The following is a 14,304-nucleotide window of genomic DNA, read 5'->3' on the forward strand; positions in this document are numbered from 1 at the left end:
CTCAACGCTTGAAGCGCCCGTCGCTGATGATCGACAGGTCCGCGAAATCGATGCCGCTGTGGTCGGTCGGCGAGTAGCTCACCTCGAGCCCCCCGCCCAGGTCGTAGCCGCGCAGGCCTTCGAGCGCGGCGACCATCCTTGCGCGTGTGGGCTTGGGGCCGGCGCGGCGCAGCGCCTCCACCAGCACCTTGGCCGAGGCGAAGCCTTCGAGCGCGGCCGGCGACAGTTCCGTCTGGCCCTTGGCTTGTGCGAGAGCCAGGGCTTCCTTCACCATCGGCTGGCCGAGCGAACGCTCGCTGGGGAACACCTGCGTCACGATCACGCCCTTGCTCGCGTCGCCCAGCTGCTTGATGAAGCCCGACGAGGCGTTGTTCGACAGCGTGACCACCTGCGCCGCCGAGCCAGCGGCGCGCAGCGCCTTGATGCCGTCGACCACGGCCACGCCCGAGCCGATCCACACCACGGCCTGCGCGTTGGCGTCCTTGATGGCCGGCACGATGGCCTTGTAGTCGGGCTTGTCGCGGTCGGCCGGGATGGTCACGGTCGGCTTGGCCTTGCCCTTGGTGAAGCCGGTCATCGCGCCTTCGAGCGCGTCGGAGCCGAAGGAGTCGGTCACGTACACCACCGCGATGCGCGTGAGGCCGATGGTCAGCAGGTGCTGCACCGCCTTCTCGGCCTCGCGCTGGTAGGTGGCGCGCACGTTGAACACATGCTTCTGCAGCGGCTTGTGCAGCACCATCGCGCCGGTGGAGGGGCCGATGAGCGCCACGTCGTACTTGTCGAGCCACGGGATGATGGCCTGCGAGTGCGGCGTGCCGCGGCTCATGAAGAGCGCCAGCACCTTCTTGTCCTCGATCAGCACGCGCGCGTTCTCGCTGGCGCGCTTCACGTCGAAGCCGTCGTCCATGCGCAGCACCTCGATCTTCTCGCCGTGGATGCCGCCTTGCGCGTTGGCCGCATCGATCACCAGCTGCGCGCCGCCGATGGTCTCGTTCACGCTCGCGGCCACCGAGCCGGTCATGCCGGCGGTCTGGCCGATCAGGATCTGCGCCGACGCGCCGAGCGCGCTGAAGGCCAGCAGTGCGGTGGCGCAAAGCATGCGCGTTTTCGTCATGGAAACCTTTCGGGGCAATGCGCGAGCCCGGCTCGGGTGCGCATGAAAACAAATGTGGTATTTGTTTCTGAAAGTGTTTTGAACTCCATCCGGACAAACCCCTGCGCAGCCACCGACCTTGTGACGTAGTGCGCAAACCCGTCACGGAGCACTCCCTAGAATGTTTGCCCCACCCCCCAAGGCACTCATGACACAGGGCTCCATCCGGATTCGCGGCGCGCGCCAGCACAACCTCCAGAACCTCGATCTCGACATCCGCACCGGCGAGATGACGGTGGTCACCGGGCCCAGCGGCTCGGGCAAGTCGAGCCTCGTTTTCGACACCCTCTACGCAGAAGGCCAGCGGCGCTACGTGGAGACCTTCTCCGCCTACGCGCGCCAGTTCCTGGACCGCATGGACAAGCCGGCCGTCGACAAGGTGGAGGGCGTGCCGCCCGCCATCGCCATCGACCAGACCAACCCGGTGCGCTCCTCGCGCTCCACGGTCGGCACGATGACCGAGCTGAACGACCACCTGAAGCTGCTCTTCGCGCGCGCGGCCAACCTGTTCGACCGCGAGACCGCGCTGCCGGTGCGCCACGACTCGCCCGACAGCATCTATGCGCAGATCGTCGAGCGCGCAGCCGCGGCGGGCGACCCGCGCCTGGTGGTCACCTTCCCGGTCGAGCTGCCGGCGAGCACCACGGCCGAGGAGGTCACGCAGTGGCTGTCGGCGAGCGGCTTCACGCGCGTGCAGGCCGAGCGCGAGGTGGCCACGCCCACCGGGCCGCGCAAGGTGCTCGACGTGGTGGCAGACCGCTTCCGCGCATCGAGCGCCGAGCGCTCGCGCGTGGTGGAAGCCATCGAGGTTGCGCTCAAGCGTGGCAGTGGGCGTGTCACTGTGCATGCCACGGGTGCCGAAGAGAACGCGCCGACAGATGTGTGGAAGTTCTCGACCGGCCTGCATTGCCCCGAGAGCGACATCCGCTACGCCGACCCCATTCCGTCGATGTTCTCGTTCAACTCCGCCGTGGGCGCCTGCGACACCTGCCGCGGCTTCGGCCGCGTGATCGGCGTCGACCTGGGGCTGGTGATCCCGAACGACAAGCTCACGCTGCGTGCCGGCGCCATCAAGACCATCCAGACGCCGGCATGGAAAGAGGCGCAGGACGACCTCATGCGCCACGCCGAGGCGGCGGGCATTCCGCGCGACACGCCCTGGAACAAGCTCACCGAGGAGCAGAAGCACTGGGTGATCGAGGGCACGCCCAACTACAAGGAAGGCAACTGGAACAAGCAGTGGTACGGCGTGCGCCGCTTCTTCGGCTACCTGGAGAGCAAGGCCTACAAGATGCACATCCGAGTGCTCTTGTCCAAGTACCGCAGCTACACGCCGTGCCCCACCTGCAGCGGCGCGCGCCTGAAGCTCGACAGCCTGCTGTGGCGCATCGGCAGCAAGGAAGACGCCGACGCGGTGCTGCCGCCCGAAAAGCGCTTCATGCCCACCGGCGCCAAGTGGACGCGCGCGCAGCTCGAGGCCCTGCCGGGCCTGTGCCTGCATGACCTGATGCTGCTGCCCATCGAGCGGCTGCGGCAGTTGTTCGACCGCATCGAGCACCGCAGCAACGGCCACACGGCGAGCGAAGGCGAGCTGCAGGCGCTGAAGCTGCTGTTCGAGGAAATCACCACCCGCCTGCGCTACCTGCATGACGTCGGCATCGGCTACCTCACGCTCGACCGCCAGAGCCGCACGCTGAGCGGCGGCGAGGTGCAGCGCATCAACCTCACGACCGCGCTCGGCACCTCGCTGGTCAACACGCTGTTCGTGCTCGACGAGCCCAGCATCGGCTTGCATCCGCGCGACATGAACCGCATCACCGAGGCCATGCTGCGCCTGCGCGATGCGGGCAACACGCTGGTGGTCGTGGAGCACGACCCGGCCGTGATGCTGGCCGCCGACCGCGTGATCGACATGGGCCCCGGCCCCGGCGCGCGCGGCGGACAGATCGTGTTCGACGGCACCACCGACCAGCTGCGCGATGCCGACACGCTCACCGGCCAGTACCTGGGCGGGCGCAAGAAGATCGGCATGGGCTTCAAGCGGCTCGTGAGCGAGAACACGCACCGGCTCATCCTCGAAGGCGTGCGCGAGCACAACCTGAAGAACATCACGGTCGAGTTCCCGCTGGCGCGCCTGGTGTGCGTCACCGGCGTCAGCGGCTCGGGCAAGTCCACGCTGATCCAGGACGTGCTGGCGCCCGCGCTCATGCGCCACTTCGGCAAGGCCACGGAAACGCCCGGCGCGCACGACCGCATGCTGGGCGCCGACCACCTTGGCGACGTGGTGTTCGTCGACCAGTCGCCCATCGGCAAGACCGCGCGCTCCAACCCCGCGAGCTACGTGGGCGCCTGGGACGCCATCCGCGAGATCTTCGCCACCGCGACGCTCTCGCGCCAGCGCGGCTACACCGCCAGCAAGTTCAGCTTCAACTCCGGCGACGGGCGCTGCCCGACCTGCGGCGGCTCGGGCTTCGAGCACGTCGAGATGCAGTTCCTGTCCGACGTGTACTTGCGCTGCCCCGACTGCGACGGCAAGCGCTACCGCCCCGAGATCCTCGAAGTGCGCGTGGAACGCAAGGGCAAGAGCTACAACGTGGCCGACGTGCTCGACCTCACCGTGGCCGAGGCCGCGGCGGTGTTCGAGGCCGACCGCGACGTGCTGCGCGTGCTGCAGCCGATTTCCGACGTGGGTCTCGACTACGTCAAGCTGGGCCAACCCGTGCCCACGCTCAGCGGCGGCGAGGCGCAGCGCCTGAAGCTCGCGGGCTTCCTGGCCGAGGCCGCGAAGAACGCCACCGCCAGCAAGCAGTCGGTGGCGCGCAAGGGCACGCTGTTCCTGTTCGACGAGCCGACCACCGGCCTGCACTTCGACGACATCGCGCGGCTGATGCGCGCGCTGCGCAAGCTGCTCGACGCCGGCCATTCGCTGATCGTGATCGAGCACAACCTCGACGTGATCCGCGCCAGCGACTGGCTCATCGACCTCGGCCCCGAAGGCGGCGAGGGCGGTGGCCAGGTGGTGGCCGAAGGCACGCCCGAGCAGCTGCGCGAGAACCGCGCCTCGCTCACCGGCGCCGCGCTGGCCGACTACGAGCTGGCCATCGGCCCCGACGCCTACAAGGTGGCCGAGCGCGCCGCGCGCCGCTACATCGCCAACGCCAGGAAGGCGCCGGGCGCCGAGGCGGTGCAGATCGTCAACGCGCGCGAGCACAACCTGAAGAACCTCAGCGTCGACATTCCACGCGGCAAGTTCAGCGTGGTGACGGGCGTGAGCGGATCGGGCAAGTCGACGCTGGCCTTCGACATCCTGTTCAACGAAGGGCAGCGCCGCTACCTCGAATCGCTCAATGCCTATGCGCGCAGCATCGTGCAGCCGGCCGGCCGGCCCGAGGTGGACGCGGTGTACGGCATTCCGCCGACCGTGGCCATCGAGCAGCGCCTGTCGCGCGGCGGCCGCAAGAGCACGGTGGGCACCACCACCGAGGTCTGGCACTTCCTGCGCCTCTTGTACGTGAAGCTGGGCATCCAGCATTGCATCCACGACGGCGCGGCCGTGCAGCCGCAGACGCCCGACAGCATCGCCGCGCAGCTCATGCGCAACTTCAAGGGCCAGCACATCGGCCTGCTCGCGCCGCTGGTGAGCAACCGCAAGGGCGTGTACACCGAGCTGGCCGACTGGGCGCGTCCGCGCGGCTTCACGCACCTGCGCGTGGACGGCGACTTCCTGCCGACCACCGGCTTCCCGCGCATCGACCGCTTCAAGGAACACAGCATCGAGCTGCCGGTGGCCAGCCTCGACGTGCTGCCCTCGAAGGAGAACGAGCTGCGCGAGGCGCTGGCCAAGGCGCTCGAACACGGCAAGGGCGTGGTGCATGTGCTGAGCGAGCTCGACGGGCTGCGCGCCGCGATGATGGCGGGCGTGTCCGCGGCCGGCATCGGCCGCGTGAACGTGTTCTCCACGCTGCGCGCCTGCCCGGTGTGCAGCACCAGCTACGCCGAGCTCGATCCGCGCCTGTTCAGCTACAACAGCAAGCACGGCTGGTGCCCCGACTGCGTGGGCACGGGCGTCAAGCTCAGCAAGGACCAGCGCAAGGTGTTCGACGACTCCGTGCTGGCCGACGACAGCAAGGGCCGCGAGCAGACCTTCGCCGAGCCCGAGGTCGAAGACCTGGCCGACGTGGTCTGCCCGACCTGCGAGGGCACGCGCCTGAACGCCACGGCGCGCGCCGTGAGCTTCGGCACCGCGGCCGACGGCACGGGCGGCATCGGCATCACCGAACTCGCGCGCATGAGCGTGACCGAGGTGCGGCAGTGGTTCGACGGGCTCACGCTTACCGGCCGCGAGGCCGAGATCGCACGCGATCTCGTGCCGGAAATCAGGAGCCGGCTCGAATTCCTCGAAGAAGTGGGCCTGGGCTACCTCACGCTCGACCGCGGCGCGCCCACGCTTTCAGGCGGCGAGGCGCAGCGCATCCGCCTCGCGGCGCAGCTCGGCAGCAACCTGCAGGGCGTGTGCTACGTGCTCGACGAGCCGACCATCGGCCTGCACGCGCGCGATAACCAGATCCTGCTCGACGCGCTGCACAAGCTCGGCGACAAGGGCAACACGCTGGTGGTGGTGGAGCACGACGAGGACACCATCCGCCGCGCCGACCACATCATCGACATCGGCCCGAGCGCCGGCAAGCGCGGCGGCAGGCTGGTGGCGGAAGGCACGGTGGCCGACATCCAGAAGGCCGGCGATTCTCAGACCGGCCGCTACCTGCGCGATGCGATCAGGCACCCGCTGCAGGCGCGCCGGCTGGTGCCGTCGCCAGACCCCAAGGCCGGGAAGAGCGGCGAGTGGCTCACCGTGCACGGCGCCGACCTGCACAACCTGCAGGACATCACCGCCACGCTGCCGCTGCACCGCCTCGTGGTGGTCACCGGCGTCAGCGGCTCGGGCAAGTCGACGCTGGCGCGCGACGTGCTGCTGGCCAACGTGCAGGCCATCGTGGTGCAGCGCATGACCAAGGCGGGCCGCGACGCCGATGCCGCAGGCAAGCGCCCGGCGTGGGCCGGCTGCAGCAAGGTCGAAGGCTACGAGACCATCGACCGCGTGCTCGAGGTCGACCAGACGCCAATCGGCAAGACGCCGCGCAGCTGCCCGGCCACCTACATCGGCTTCTGGGACACCATCCGCAAGCTCTTCGCCGACACGCTCGAAGCCAAGGCGCGCGGCTACGGCCCGGCGCGCTTCAGTTTCAACACCGGCGAAGGCCGCTGCCCGGGCTGCGAAGGCGCGGGCGTGCGCACCATCGAGATGAGCTTCCTGCCCGACGTGAAGGTGCCCTGCGAGGTCTGCCACGGCGCGCGCTTCAACCCCGAGACGCTGGCCGTGAGCTGGCGCGGCAAGAGCATCGGCGACGTGCTGAAGATGGAAGTCGACGAGGCCGTCGAGTTCTTCGCGAGCATGCCCAACATCAGCCACCCGCTGCAGCTGCTGAAGGACGTGGGACTCGGCTACCTCACGCTGGGGCAGCCCTCGCCGACGCTCTCTGGCGGCGAGGCGCAGCGCATCAAGCTGGTGACCGAGCTGAGCAAGGTGCGCGACGACATCACCCGCCGCGGCCAGAAGGCGCCGCACACGCTGTACGTGCTCGACGAGCCGACCGTGGGCCTGCACATGGCCGACGTCGAGAAGCTGATCCACGTGCTGCACCGGCTGGTGAACGGCGGCCACAGCGTGGTGGTGATCGAGCACGACCTCGACCTGATCGCCGAGGCCGACTGGATCCTCGACCTGGGGCCTGAAGGCGGCAACGCGGGCGGGCGCATCGTCGCGTCGGCACCGCCCGAAGAGGTGGTGCGGCTGGGCACGCACACCGGCGTGGCGCTGGCGCCGGTGCTGGCGCGCTGACCGGAGCCGCTCAGGCGGCTTCTTCCGACCGGGCCGCCTCGCGCAGCGCTTCCAGGCAGGCGGCCACGGCCGGCCTGTCGCTCTCCGCGCCCTGCAGCGCGCCGATGCCTTCGAACTCGCCGTCGAGTTCGTAGGCCACGCGCGCGACCAGCCCCCATTGCACGAACGGCGCGATGAGGCTGCGCGGCACCAGCGAGAGCACGCGGTCGCCGCGCAGGAGTTCGAGCACCAGCGGCAGCGAGGTGCTCGAGATCGGATGGAGTTCGGGCTTCGGTGCATCGGGCGCGTCGAACAGCGCATCGAAGACGCCGCGCACCCCGATGCCATGCACCGGCAGCGTCCAGCGCGCGGCGCGCAGGTCGGCCAGCGTCGGCTGCGCCTTGCGCGCGAGCGGATGGCGGCGGCCCGCCACGATCCAGGGCACGTCGGGCGCGAGCGGCTCGAAGGTGCAGGGCGCGGGCAGCTCCGGCGGCCGGCGGCACAGCGCCACATCGACGCGGCCGGACATCACGTCGGCCAGCAGCTGCTCGCCGGGCGCCTCCAGCACCTCGATGCGCAAGGCCGGGTGGCGCGCGCCGAACGCGGGCAGCACACGGCACAGCAGGCCCGAGACGGCCGCCGGGATCGCACCCACGCGCAGCACGCCGCTCGCGCCGGCCTGCAGCGCATGCACGGTGTCGGCCGAGGCGCGCAGGGCGCTCAGCGTGTTGCGGGCCATCGGGATCACCGCGCGCCCGGCGGCCGTGAGCCTCATGCCGCGCACATGCCGCTCGAACAGCGGCGTGTCGAGCAGGCCCTCGATGTCCGCCAGCGCCTGCGTCGCCGCGGGCTGGCTCATGCCGATCTGCTCGGCCGCGCGCCGCACGCTGCCCGAATCGGCGACGGACACCAGCAGCTGCAGGTGCCGCAGGCGTCCCTTCGCAACCAGCCGGGCGTAGAGGACAGAGGAGGCGGGCGTCACCGTGGGCATGGCTGGCTTCGTGGGGTATCGGGTTTGCTTATCGAGTGGGCAATGAATCTATTGGAAGCCGATCGCTGGCGTCAACATAATCCGGCCACTTTTCGGTTCCCTCGGAGACATGACATGCAGCTTTCCCGTCGCCGGCTTGCGGCCTTCTCAGCGGCCCTGCTGGGCCTTTTCGCGATTCCGGCCTTCGCGCAGGACAGCTATCCACAGCGGCCGGTCAAGCTGATCGTGCCCTTCGCACCCGGCGGCTCGACCGACCTCGTGGCCCGGCTGGTGGCCGACAGGATGCAGGCCACGCTGGGCCAGCCGGTGGTGGTGGACAACCGCGCGGGCGGCGGCGGCATGATCGGCTCCGAAGCCGTGGCCCGCGCCGACGCGGACGGCTACACCGTCGGCATCGGCACCGTGAGCACGCTGACGGTGAACCCGGTCATGCTCAAGGCGAACCGCGTCGATCCGCTGAAGGACCTGGCGCCGATCACCATGCTGGCGACCGTGCCGGCGGTGTTCATGGTGCACCCGTCGTTCCCGGGGCGCAGCTTCGAGCAGGTGGTGACCGAGGTGCGCGCGAAGCCCGATGTCTACAACATGGGCTCCTCGGGGCCGGGCTCCATCAGCCACCTGCTGATCGAGGCGATGAACACCGACCTCAAGTTCAAGCTGCGCCACATCCCGTACCGCGGCATGGGTCCGGCCCTGACGGCGGCGCTGGCGGGCGAGACGCAGGTGTCGAGCGACCAGTACCCCTCGTCGGCCTCGTACATCAAGAGCGGAAAGCTGCTGCCCTTCGCCGTGGGCGCGCACAAGCGGCTGGAGGCGCTGCCTTCGGTGCCCACGCTGAAGGAGCTTGGTCAGCCCGATCTCAACGAGCTGGCGATGACCTGGTTCGGCCTGGTGGCGCCGGCGAAGACGCCGCCTGCCATCCAGAAGAAGCTGCACGACGCGGCCGTGGCGGCGTTGAAAGACCCGGCGCTGCTCGCGCGCCTGAAGGAGATGGGCGTGGAGGCGGTCGGCGGTTCTTCCGACGTCTTCCGTTCGCAGATCGAGAGCGGGCTGGCGCGCAACCGCCGCATCGTCCAGGCCGCAGGCATCAGCCCCGAATGAGCGACAGCACCATGAACGCATCCAGCACGCCCCTTTCGCTCTCCGCCATCGCCGAAACCGTCGACGCGCAATCGCAGCGCCAGCATGCCGAAGTCGTCGCATGGCGGCGCCACATGCACCGCCACCCCGAGCTGTCGTTCAAGGAGGTGGACACCGCCAACTTCCTCGAACGCGAGCTTGCAGCCATCGACGGGCTCGAGGTGACCCGCCCCACGCCCACCAGCCTGCTCGCACGCCTGACCGGCGGCAGGAAAGGTCGCACGCTGGCGATGCGCGCGGACATCGACGCGCTGCCGCTGCAGGACCAGAAAAGCTGCGACTACGCCTCGGACAACGCCAACGTCATGCACGCCTGCGGCCATGACGGCCACGCGGCGATGCTGCTCGGCGCGGCGCGCATCCTCGCCGGCCTGGGCGCGCAGGTGCCGGGCGAAGTGCGCTTTTTCTTCCAGCACGCGGAGGAGCAGCATCCGGGCGGCGCGCAGCAGATGGTGGACGCGGGCGTGATGCAGGGCGTCGACCAGGTGATCTCGGCGCACGTGATGTCGACGCTGGACACCGGCAGCATCGCCGTGCTCGACGGCCCGGCGCTGGCCAGCTCCGACCGCTTCGTGCTGCGCCTGCGCGGACGCGGCGGCCATGCGGCCAACCCCGACCGCTGCATCGACCCGATCATGATCGGCGCGCAGATCGTCGGGAACCTGCAGGCCATCGTTTCGCGCAACACCGACCCGCACGAGGCGCTGATTCTTTCGGTCACGCGCTTCGACGGCGGCAGCGCCTTCAACGTGATTCCCGACGCGGTGGAGCTGTGGGGCTCGGTGCGCTGCTTCAGCGAGCAGGTGCGCGCCGGCGTGCCTGCGCTGGTGGAGCGCATCGCCAATGGCGTGGCGGCGGCGCATGGCGCGACATGCGAGCTGGAGTACATCCGCGGCTACAGCCCGGTGGTCAACGATCCCGCCGTGGCCGCACTGGTGCGCACGGCGGTGAGCCAGGGCATTGCGACGGCGGCGCTGGAAACCATCCGGCCCTTGCCGAACAGCGAGGACTTCAGCGCGTTCCTGAAGCACGCGCCGGGCACCTATGTGTTCATCGGCGCGCGCAGTGCCGCCAAGGGCATCGTGCATCCGCATCACCATCCGCATTTCGACTTCGACGAAGACGCGCTGCTGCATGGCGTGCAGCTGTTCGCGAACGCGCCCTTCCACCTGAACGCATAGGCCTTTCGGGGGCCTCGCCAGGGTTGTGCAAAGAGGCGCACAATGGCTTCAACCCTTGGCGCAGGCGCATCCTGAATCAGCCATGGTGGAGTAAACATGTGAGGGGATGAAGCGCCGCGGCGGGGCTACGCAAGGAGCCATGTCATGACCCGCTTCATCGATGTTCACAGCCTGGTCCGCCTGGTGGACGAGACTGGTGTGCCGGAGTTCCTCACCGCGCTGGCCGACGCGCTGCGCGACGACTTCCTGCGATGGCGCGAGTTCGACAAGAAGGCGCGCGTGGCCAGCCATTCGCACCTCGGCGTGATCGAGCTGATGCCGGTGGCCGACGACGGCGCCTACGCCTTCAAGTACGTCAACGGGCATCCCCACAACACCCAGGTCGGGCTGCCGACCGTCATGGCATTCGGCGTGCTGGCCGAAGTCGACACGGGCTACCCCGTGCTGCTTTCCGAACTCACGCTCACCACCGCGCTGCGCACGGCAGCCACTTCCGCGATGGCCGCGAAGGCGCTGGCGCGACCCGATTCGCGCAGCCTCGCGCTGATCGGCAATGGCTCGCAGAGCGAGTTCCAGGCGCTGGCCTTCCATGCGCTGCTGGGCATCGAGGAGGTGCGCGTGTTCGACATCGATCCGCACGCCACCGACAAGCTGGTGCGTCACCTGGCAGCCTGCACGCCGCTGGAGATCGTGCGTGCGCGTTCCGTGGCCGAGGCGGTGCGCGGCGCGGACATCGTCACCACCGTCACCGCCTACCAGGGGCGCGCGACGGTGCTCACGCCCGACATGATCGAGCCGGGCATGCACATCAACGCGGTGGGCGGTGATTCGCCCGGCAAGACAGAGCTGCATCCCGGCGTGCTCGGCAAGGCGCGCGTGTTCGTCGAGTACGAGCCACAGACCCGCGTGGAAGGCGAGATCCAGCAGGTGGCCGCCGACTTTCCGGTGCAGGAACTCTGGCGCGTGCTGCTCGGCGAGGTGCCCGGCCGGGGGAGCCCGGCGCAGGTGACGCTGTTCGACTCGGTGGGCTTCGCGCTGGAGGACTACACGGCGCTGCGCTACATCCAGCGCATCGCCACCGAGCGCGGCATCGGCCGGCAGATCGCGCTGGTGCCCGAGCTCGACGATCCGAAGGACCTGTTCGGGCTCACGGCCTCGGGCCGGCGCCGGGCGGTGCTGCGGCGTGCGGCATGATGGGCGGCTTCGTCACCGCCGATCCCGCCTTCCCTCATCCATGCTCACCATCTACAACGACCAGCACGTTCTTCACCAGGGCAAAGTCGAGATGTTCCGCGGCGAACTCGTGCCGTGCTTCGAGGTGCCCGCCCGCGTCGACCATGTGAAGAGCGAGCTGGAGCGCCGAGGACTCGGCCCGCTGCAGGCGCCCGATGCCTTCGACGACGCGCTGCTCGCCAAGGTGCATGCGCCGCGCTATTTGGACTTCATCGCGCATGCGTGGAATGAGTGGGTGGCGCTGGACCCGGCCAATGCGACGCGCGACGCGCTGCCTTCGTACTGGCCCACGCGCGGCATGCGCAGCGACGTGCTGCCGAAGAGCTTTCCGGCGCGCCTGGGGCTGTTCTCGTTCGACGCGGGCACACCGCTGATGGCCGGCAGCTGGGCGGCGGCACGCCACGGCGCGGCCTGTGCGTGGACCGCGGCACGGCGCATCGTCGGCGGCGAGCGCGCTGCCTTCGCGCTGACGCGGCCGCCGGGCCACCATGCGGGTGCCGATTTCTTCGGCGGCTACTGCTTCCTGAACAACGCCGCCGTCGCGGCGCAGGCGCTGCGCGACGCGGGCGTGGAACGCGTGGCCGTGCTCGACGTCGACTACCACCACGGCAACGGCACGCAAGCCATCTTCTACGAGCGCGACGACGTGCATTTCGCGAGCTTGCACGGCGATCCGCTGACCGACTATCCGTACTACCTGGGCCACGCCGACGAGCGCGGTGCCGGGCGGGGCGAGGGCTTCAACCACAACCTGCCGCTGCCGCGCGGCACGGACTTCACGGCATGGCGCGCGGCGCTGAAGACTGCGCTGGCCCGCATCGCCGAGGTGAAGGCCGGCGCGCTGGTGGTCTCGCTCGGCGTCGACACCTTCGAGGGCGACCCGATCTCGGGCTTCAAGCTCAGGAGCGACGACTACCTGCGCATGGGCGAAGACCTGGCGCGCGCCGGGTTGCCGACGGTGTTCGTGTTCGAGGGCGGCTATGCGGTGGCCGAGGTGGGCGTCAACGCGGTGAACGTGATCGAAGGCTTCGCCCAGGCCTGACCGGCTGACGCGCAGGCGACTCGGATTGCCCGAATCACCCGTGCCGGAGCGGGAAATCAGGGCAGTCCCGATTGCCTTCACCGGACCGGCGGGGCCCAATCGGCGCTTTTCCAAGTCAGGAACCAGTCAGCCATGCTCCGCCGCTCCACTTTCCTCCGTGCCGCCTCGCTCGTTGCAGCGTGCGGTCTCGCTTCTCCCCTGGCGGCTTTTGCGCAGGGCTTTCCCGCGAAGCCCATCAAGCTGGTGATCGCCTTCCCGGCGGGCGGCCCGACCGACATCACGATGCGCCAGCTCGCCGAGAACGCGAGCAAGATCCTCAACCAGCCGGTCATCATCGACAACAAGCCCGGCGCCGGCGGCACGCTGCCCGCGCAGGCGCTGCAGACCGCGCAGCCCGACGGCTACACCGTCGCGCAGATCCCGCTGGGCGTGTTCCGCCTGGGCTACACGACCAAGATCAACTGGGACCCGCTGAAGGACATCACGTACGTGCTGAACGTCACGGGCTATGCCTTCGGCATCGTGGTACCGGCCGACAGCCCCTTCAAGACCTGGGCCGACTTCGTCGCCTACGCCAAGGCCAACCCCGGCAAGCTCACCTACGGCTCGACCGGCACGCTGACGAGCCCGCACCTGACCACCGAGATCGTCGCGCAGAAGGCCGGCATCCAGCTGCAGCACGTGCCCTACAAGGGCAGCGCCGACCTGATGCTCGCCGTGGTCAGCGGCCAGCTGATGGCCGCCGCCGACAGCACCGGCTTCGCGCCGCAGGTCGAGGCCGGCAAGCTGCGCGTGCTCAACACCTGGGGCGAGAAGCGCCTGGCCAAGTTCCCCGACGCGCCCACGCTGAAGGAGCTGGGCTACGACGTGGTGCAGAACTCGCCCTTCGGCATCGGCGCGCCCAAGGGCACGCCGCCCGAGGTGGTGAAGAAGCTGCACGACGCCTTCAAGCAGGCGATGGAAGAGCCCAGCTATGTGGCATCGCTGGGCCGCTACGACATGCTGCCGAACTACATGAGCTCGGCGACCTACACCAAGTTCGCGCAGGACACGGTGGTGCGCGAGAAGGCGATCATCGACAAGCTGGGCCTGGCGAAGGAAGTCAAGACGAACTGATCGCGAAGAGCTCGTCCACCAGCCGCTGCGCAAGCTCCGGCTGCACCGCATCTCCCCCGAACACCAGCCGGAACACGATCGGCGCGATCAGGTGATCGATCACCTGCTGCGGCTCGGGTGCGCGCTCGCCCCGGGCGTGCGCCTGCTCGACCAGCGCCAGCGCTTCCCTGCGGCGGTTGCGCAGGCAGTCGGTGTCGGAGTTGCCATTGGCCAGCGCGGCCGCGGCTTTCAGCAACGAGGTATTGCACGGCTTGGCCAGGTGCTCGATGAGTTCGCGCGCCCAGGCTTCCAGGTCGGCGCGCAGGGAGCCGGTGTCCGGCAGCGGGCGGTTCGGGTCCAGCCGGTGGGTGGCCGTCTCGGCCAGCAGGCCCTGCAGGTCGCCCCAGCGCCGGTAGATGCTCGATGCGCTGACGCCAGCGCGTTCGGCCACGGCCGGCACCGTGACGCGCTCCCGTCCTTGCTCCACCACCAGTTCTTCGAGGGCGGTGCGCACCAGGGCCTGCACCTGCGCGCTGCGGCCGCCGGGGCGTTTGTTGGGAAGGGCGATGTCAGTCATGGTTGTCACTTTAA

At 69.3% G+C, this 14,304-nt stretch carries 9 protein-coding genes; 6 read left to right on the plus strand and 3 right to left on the minus strand.

Annotated elements, in window-relative coordinates:
- Position 1: 1 nt before the first annotated feature.
- On the minus strand, positions 2-1,114 hold the full coding sequence (locus tag EJO71_RS13510) for an ABC transporter substrate-binding protein (protein WP_125949567.1): 1,113 nt from the start codon (positions 1,112-1,114) through the stop codon (positions 2-4).
- A 187-nt stretch (positions 1,115-1,301) separates the two neighbouring features.
- Between EJO71_RS13510 and uvrA the strand changes: the two genes are divergently transcribed.
- Positions 1,302-7,052 (plus strand): excinuclease ABC subunit UvrA, encoded by a 5,751-nt coding sequence (gene uvrA, locus EJO71_RS13515; protein WP_125949649.1) that lies wholly within the window; start codon positions 1,302-1,304, stop codon positions 7,050-7,052.
- A gap of 10 nt (positions 7,053-7,062) precedes the next feature.
- Here the strand turns inward: uvrA and EJO71_RS13520 are convergent, their stop codons facing one another.
- Complete coding sequence (locus EJO71_RS13520) at positions 7,063-8,022, minus strand: LysR family transcriptional regulator (RefSeq protein WP_125949566.1); 960 nt, start codon at positions 8,020-8,022, stop codon at positions 7,063-7,065.
- 114 nt (positions 8,023-8,136) lie between these two features.
- Between EJO71_RS13520 and EJO71_RS13525 the strand changes: the two genes are divergently transcribed.
- From EJO71_RS13525 to EJO71_RS13545, 5 genes are all read left to right on the plus strand, one after another.
- Positions 8,137-9,123, plus strand: coding sequence for a tripartite tricarboxylate transporter substrate binding protein (locus EJO71_RS13525; RefSeq protein ID WP_125949565.1), 987 nt, complete (start codon positions 8,137-8,139; stop codon positions 9,121-9,123).
- Positions 9,120-10,343: an amidohydrolase gene (locus EJO71_RS13530; protein ID WP_240651404.1), complete on the plus strand. Its 1,224-nt coding sequence runs from the start codon at positions 9,120-9,122 to the stop codon at positions 10,341-10,343. Before EJO71_RS13525 ends, EJO71_RS13530 begins: the two co-directional genes overlap by 4 nt.
- 144 nt (positions 10,344-10,487) lie before the next feature.
- Complete coding sequence (locus EJO71_RS13535) at positions 10,488-11,537, plus strand: ornithine cyclodeaminase (protein ID WP_125949563.1); 1,050 nt, start codon at positions 10,488-10,490, stop codon at positions 11,535-11,537.
- Between the two features lie 40 nt (positions 11,538-11,577).
- Positions 11,578-12,618 (plus strand): histone deacetylase family protein, encoded by a 1,041-nt coding sequence (locus EJO71_RS13540; RefSeq protein ID WP_125949562.1) that lies wholly within the window; start codon positions 11,578-11,580, stop codon positions 12,616-12,618.
- A 132-nt stretch (positions 12,619-12,750) separates the two neighbouring features.
- On the plus strand, positions 12,751-13,734 hold the full coding sequence (locus EJO71_RS13545; RefSeq protein ID WP_125949561.1) for a tripartite tricarboxylate transporter substrate binding protein: 984 nt from the start codon (positions 12,751-12,753) through the stop codon (positions 13,732-13,734).
- Here EJO71_RS13545 and EJO71_RS13550 read toward each other — a convergent pair.
- Complete coding sequence (locus EJO71_RS13550) at positions 13,721-14,290, minus strand: TetR/AcrR family transcriptional regulator (protein WP_125949560.1); 570 nt, start codon at positions 14,288-14,290, stop codon at positions 13,721-13,723. The genes EJO71_RS13545 and EJO71_RS13550 overlap by 14 nt on opposite strands.
- Positions 14,291-14,304: the final 14 nt, after the last annotated feature.

The sequence above is a fragment of the Variovorax sp. 679 genome, from assembly GCF_003952185.1.
Taxonomy (GTDB): Bacteria; Pseudomonadota; Gammaproteobacteria; order Burkholderiales; family Burkholderiaceae_C; genus Variovorax.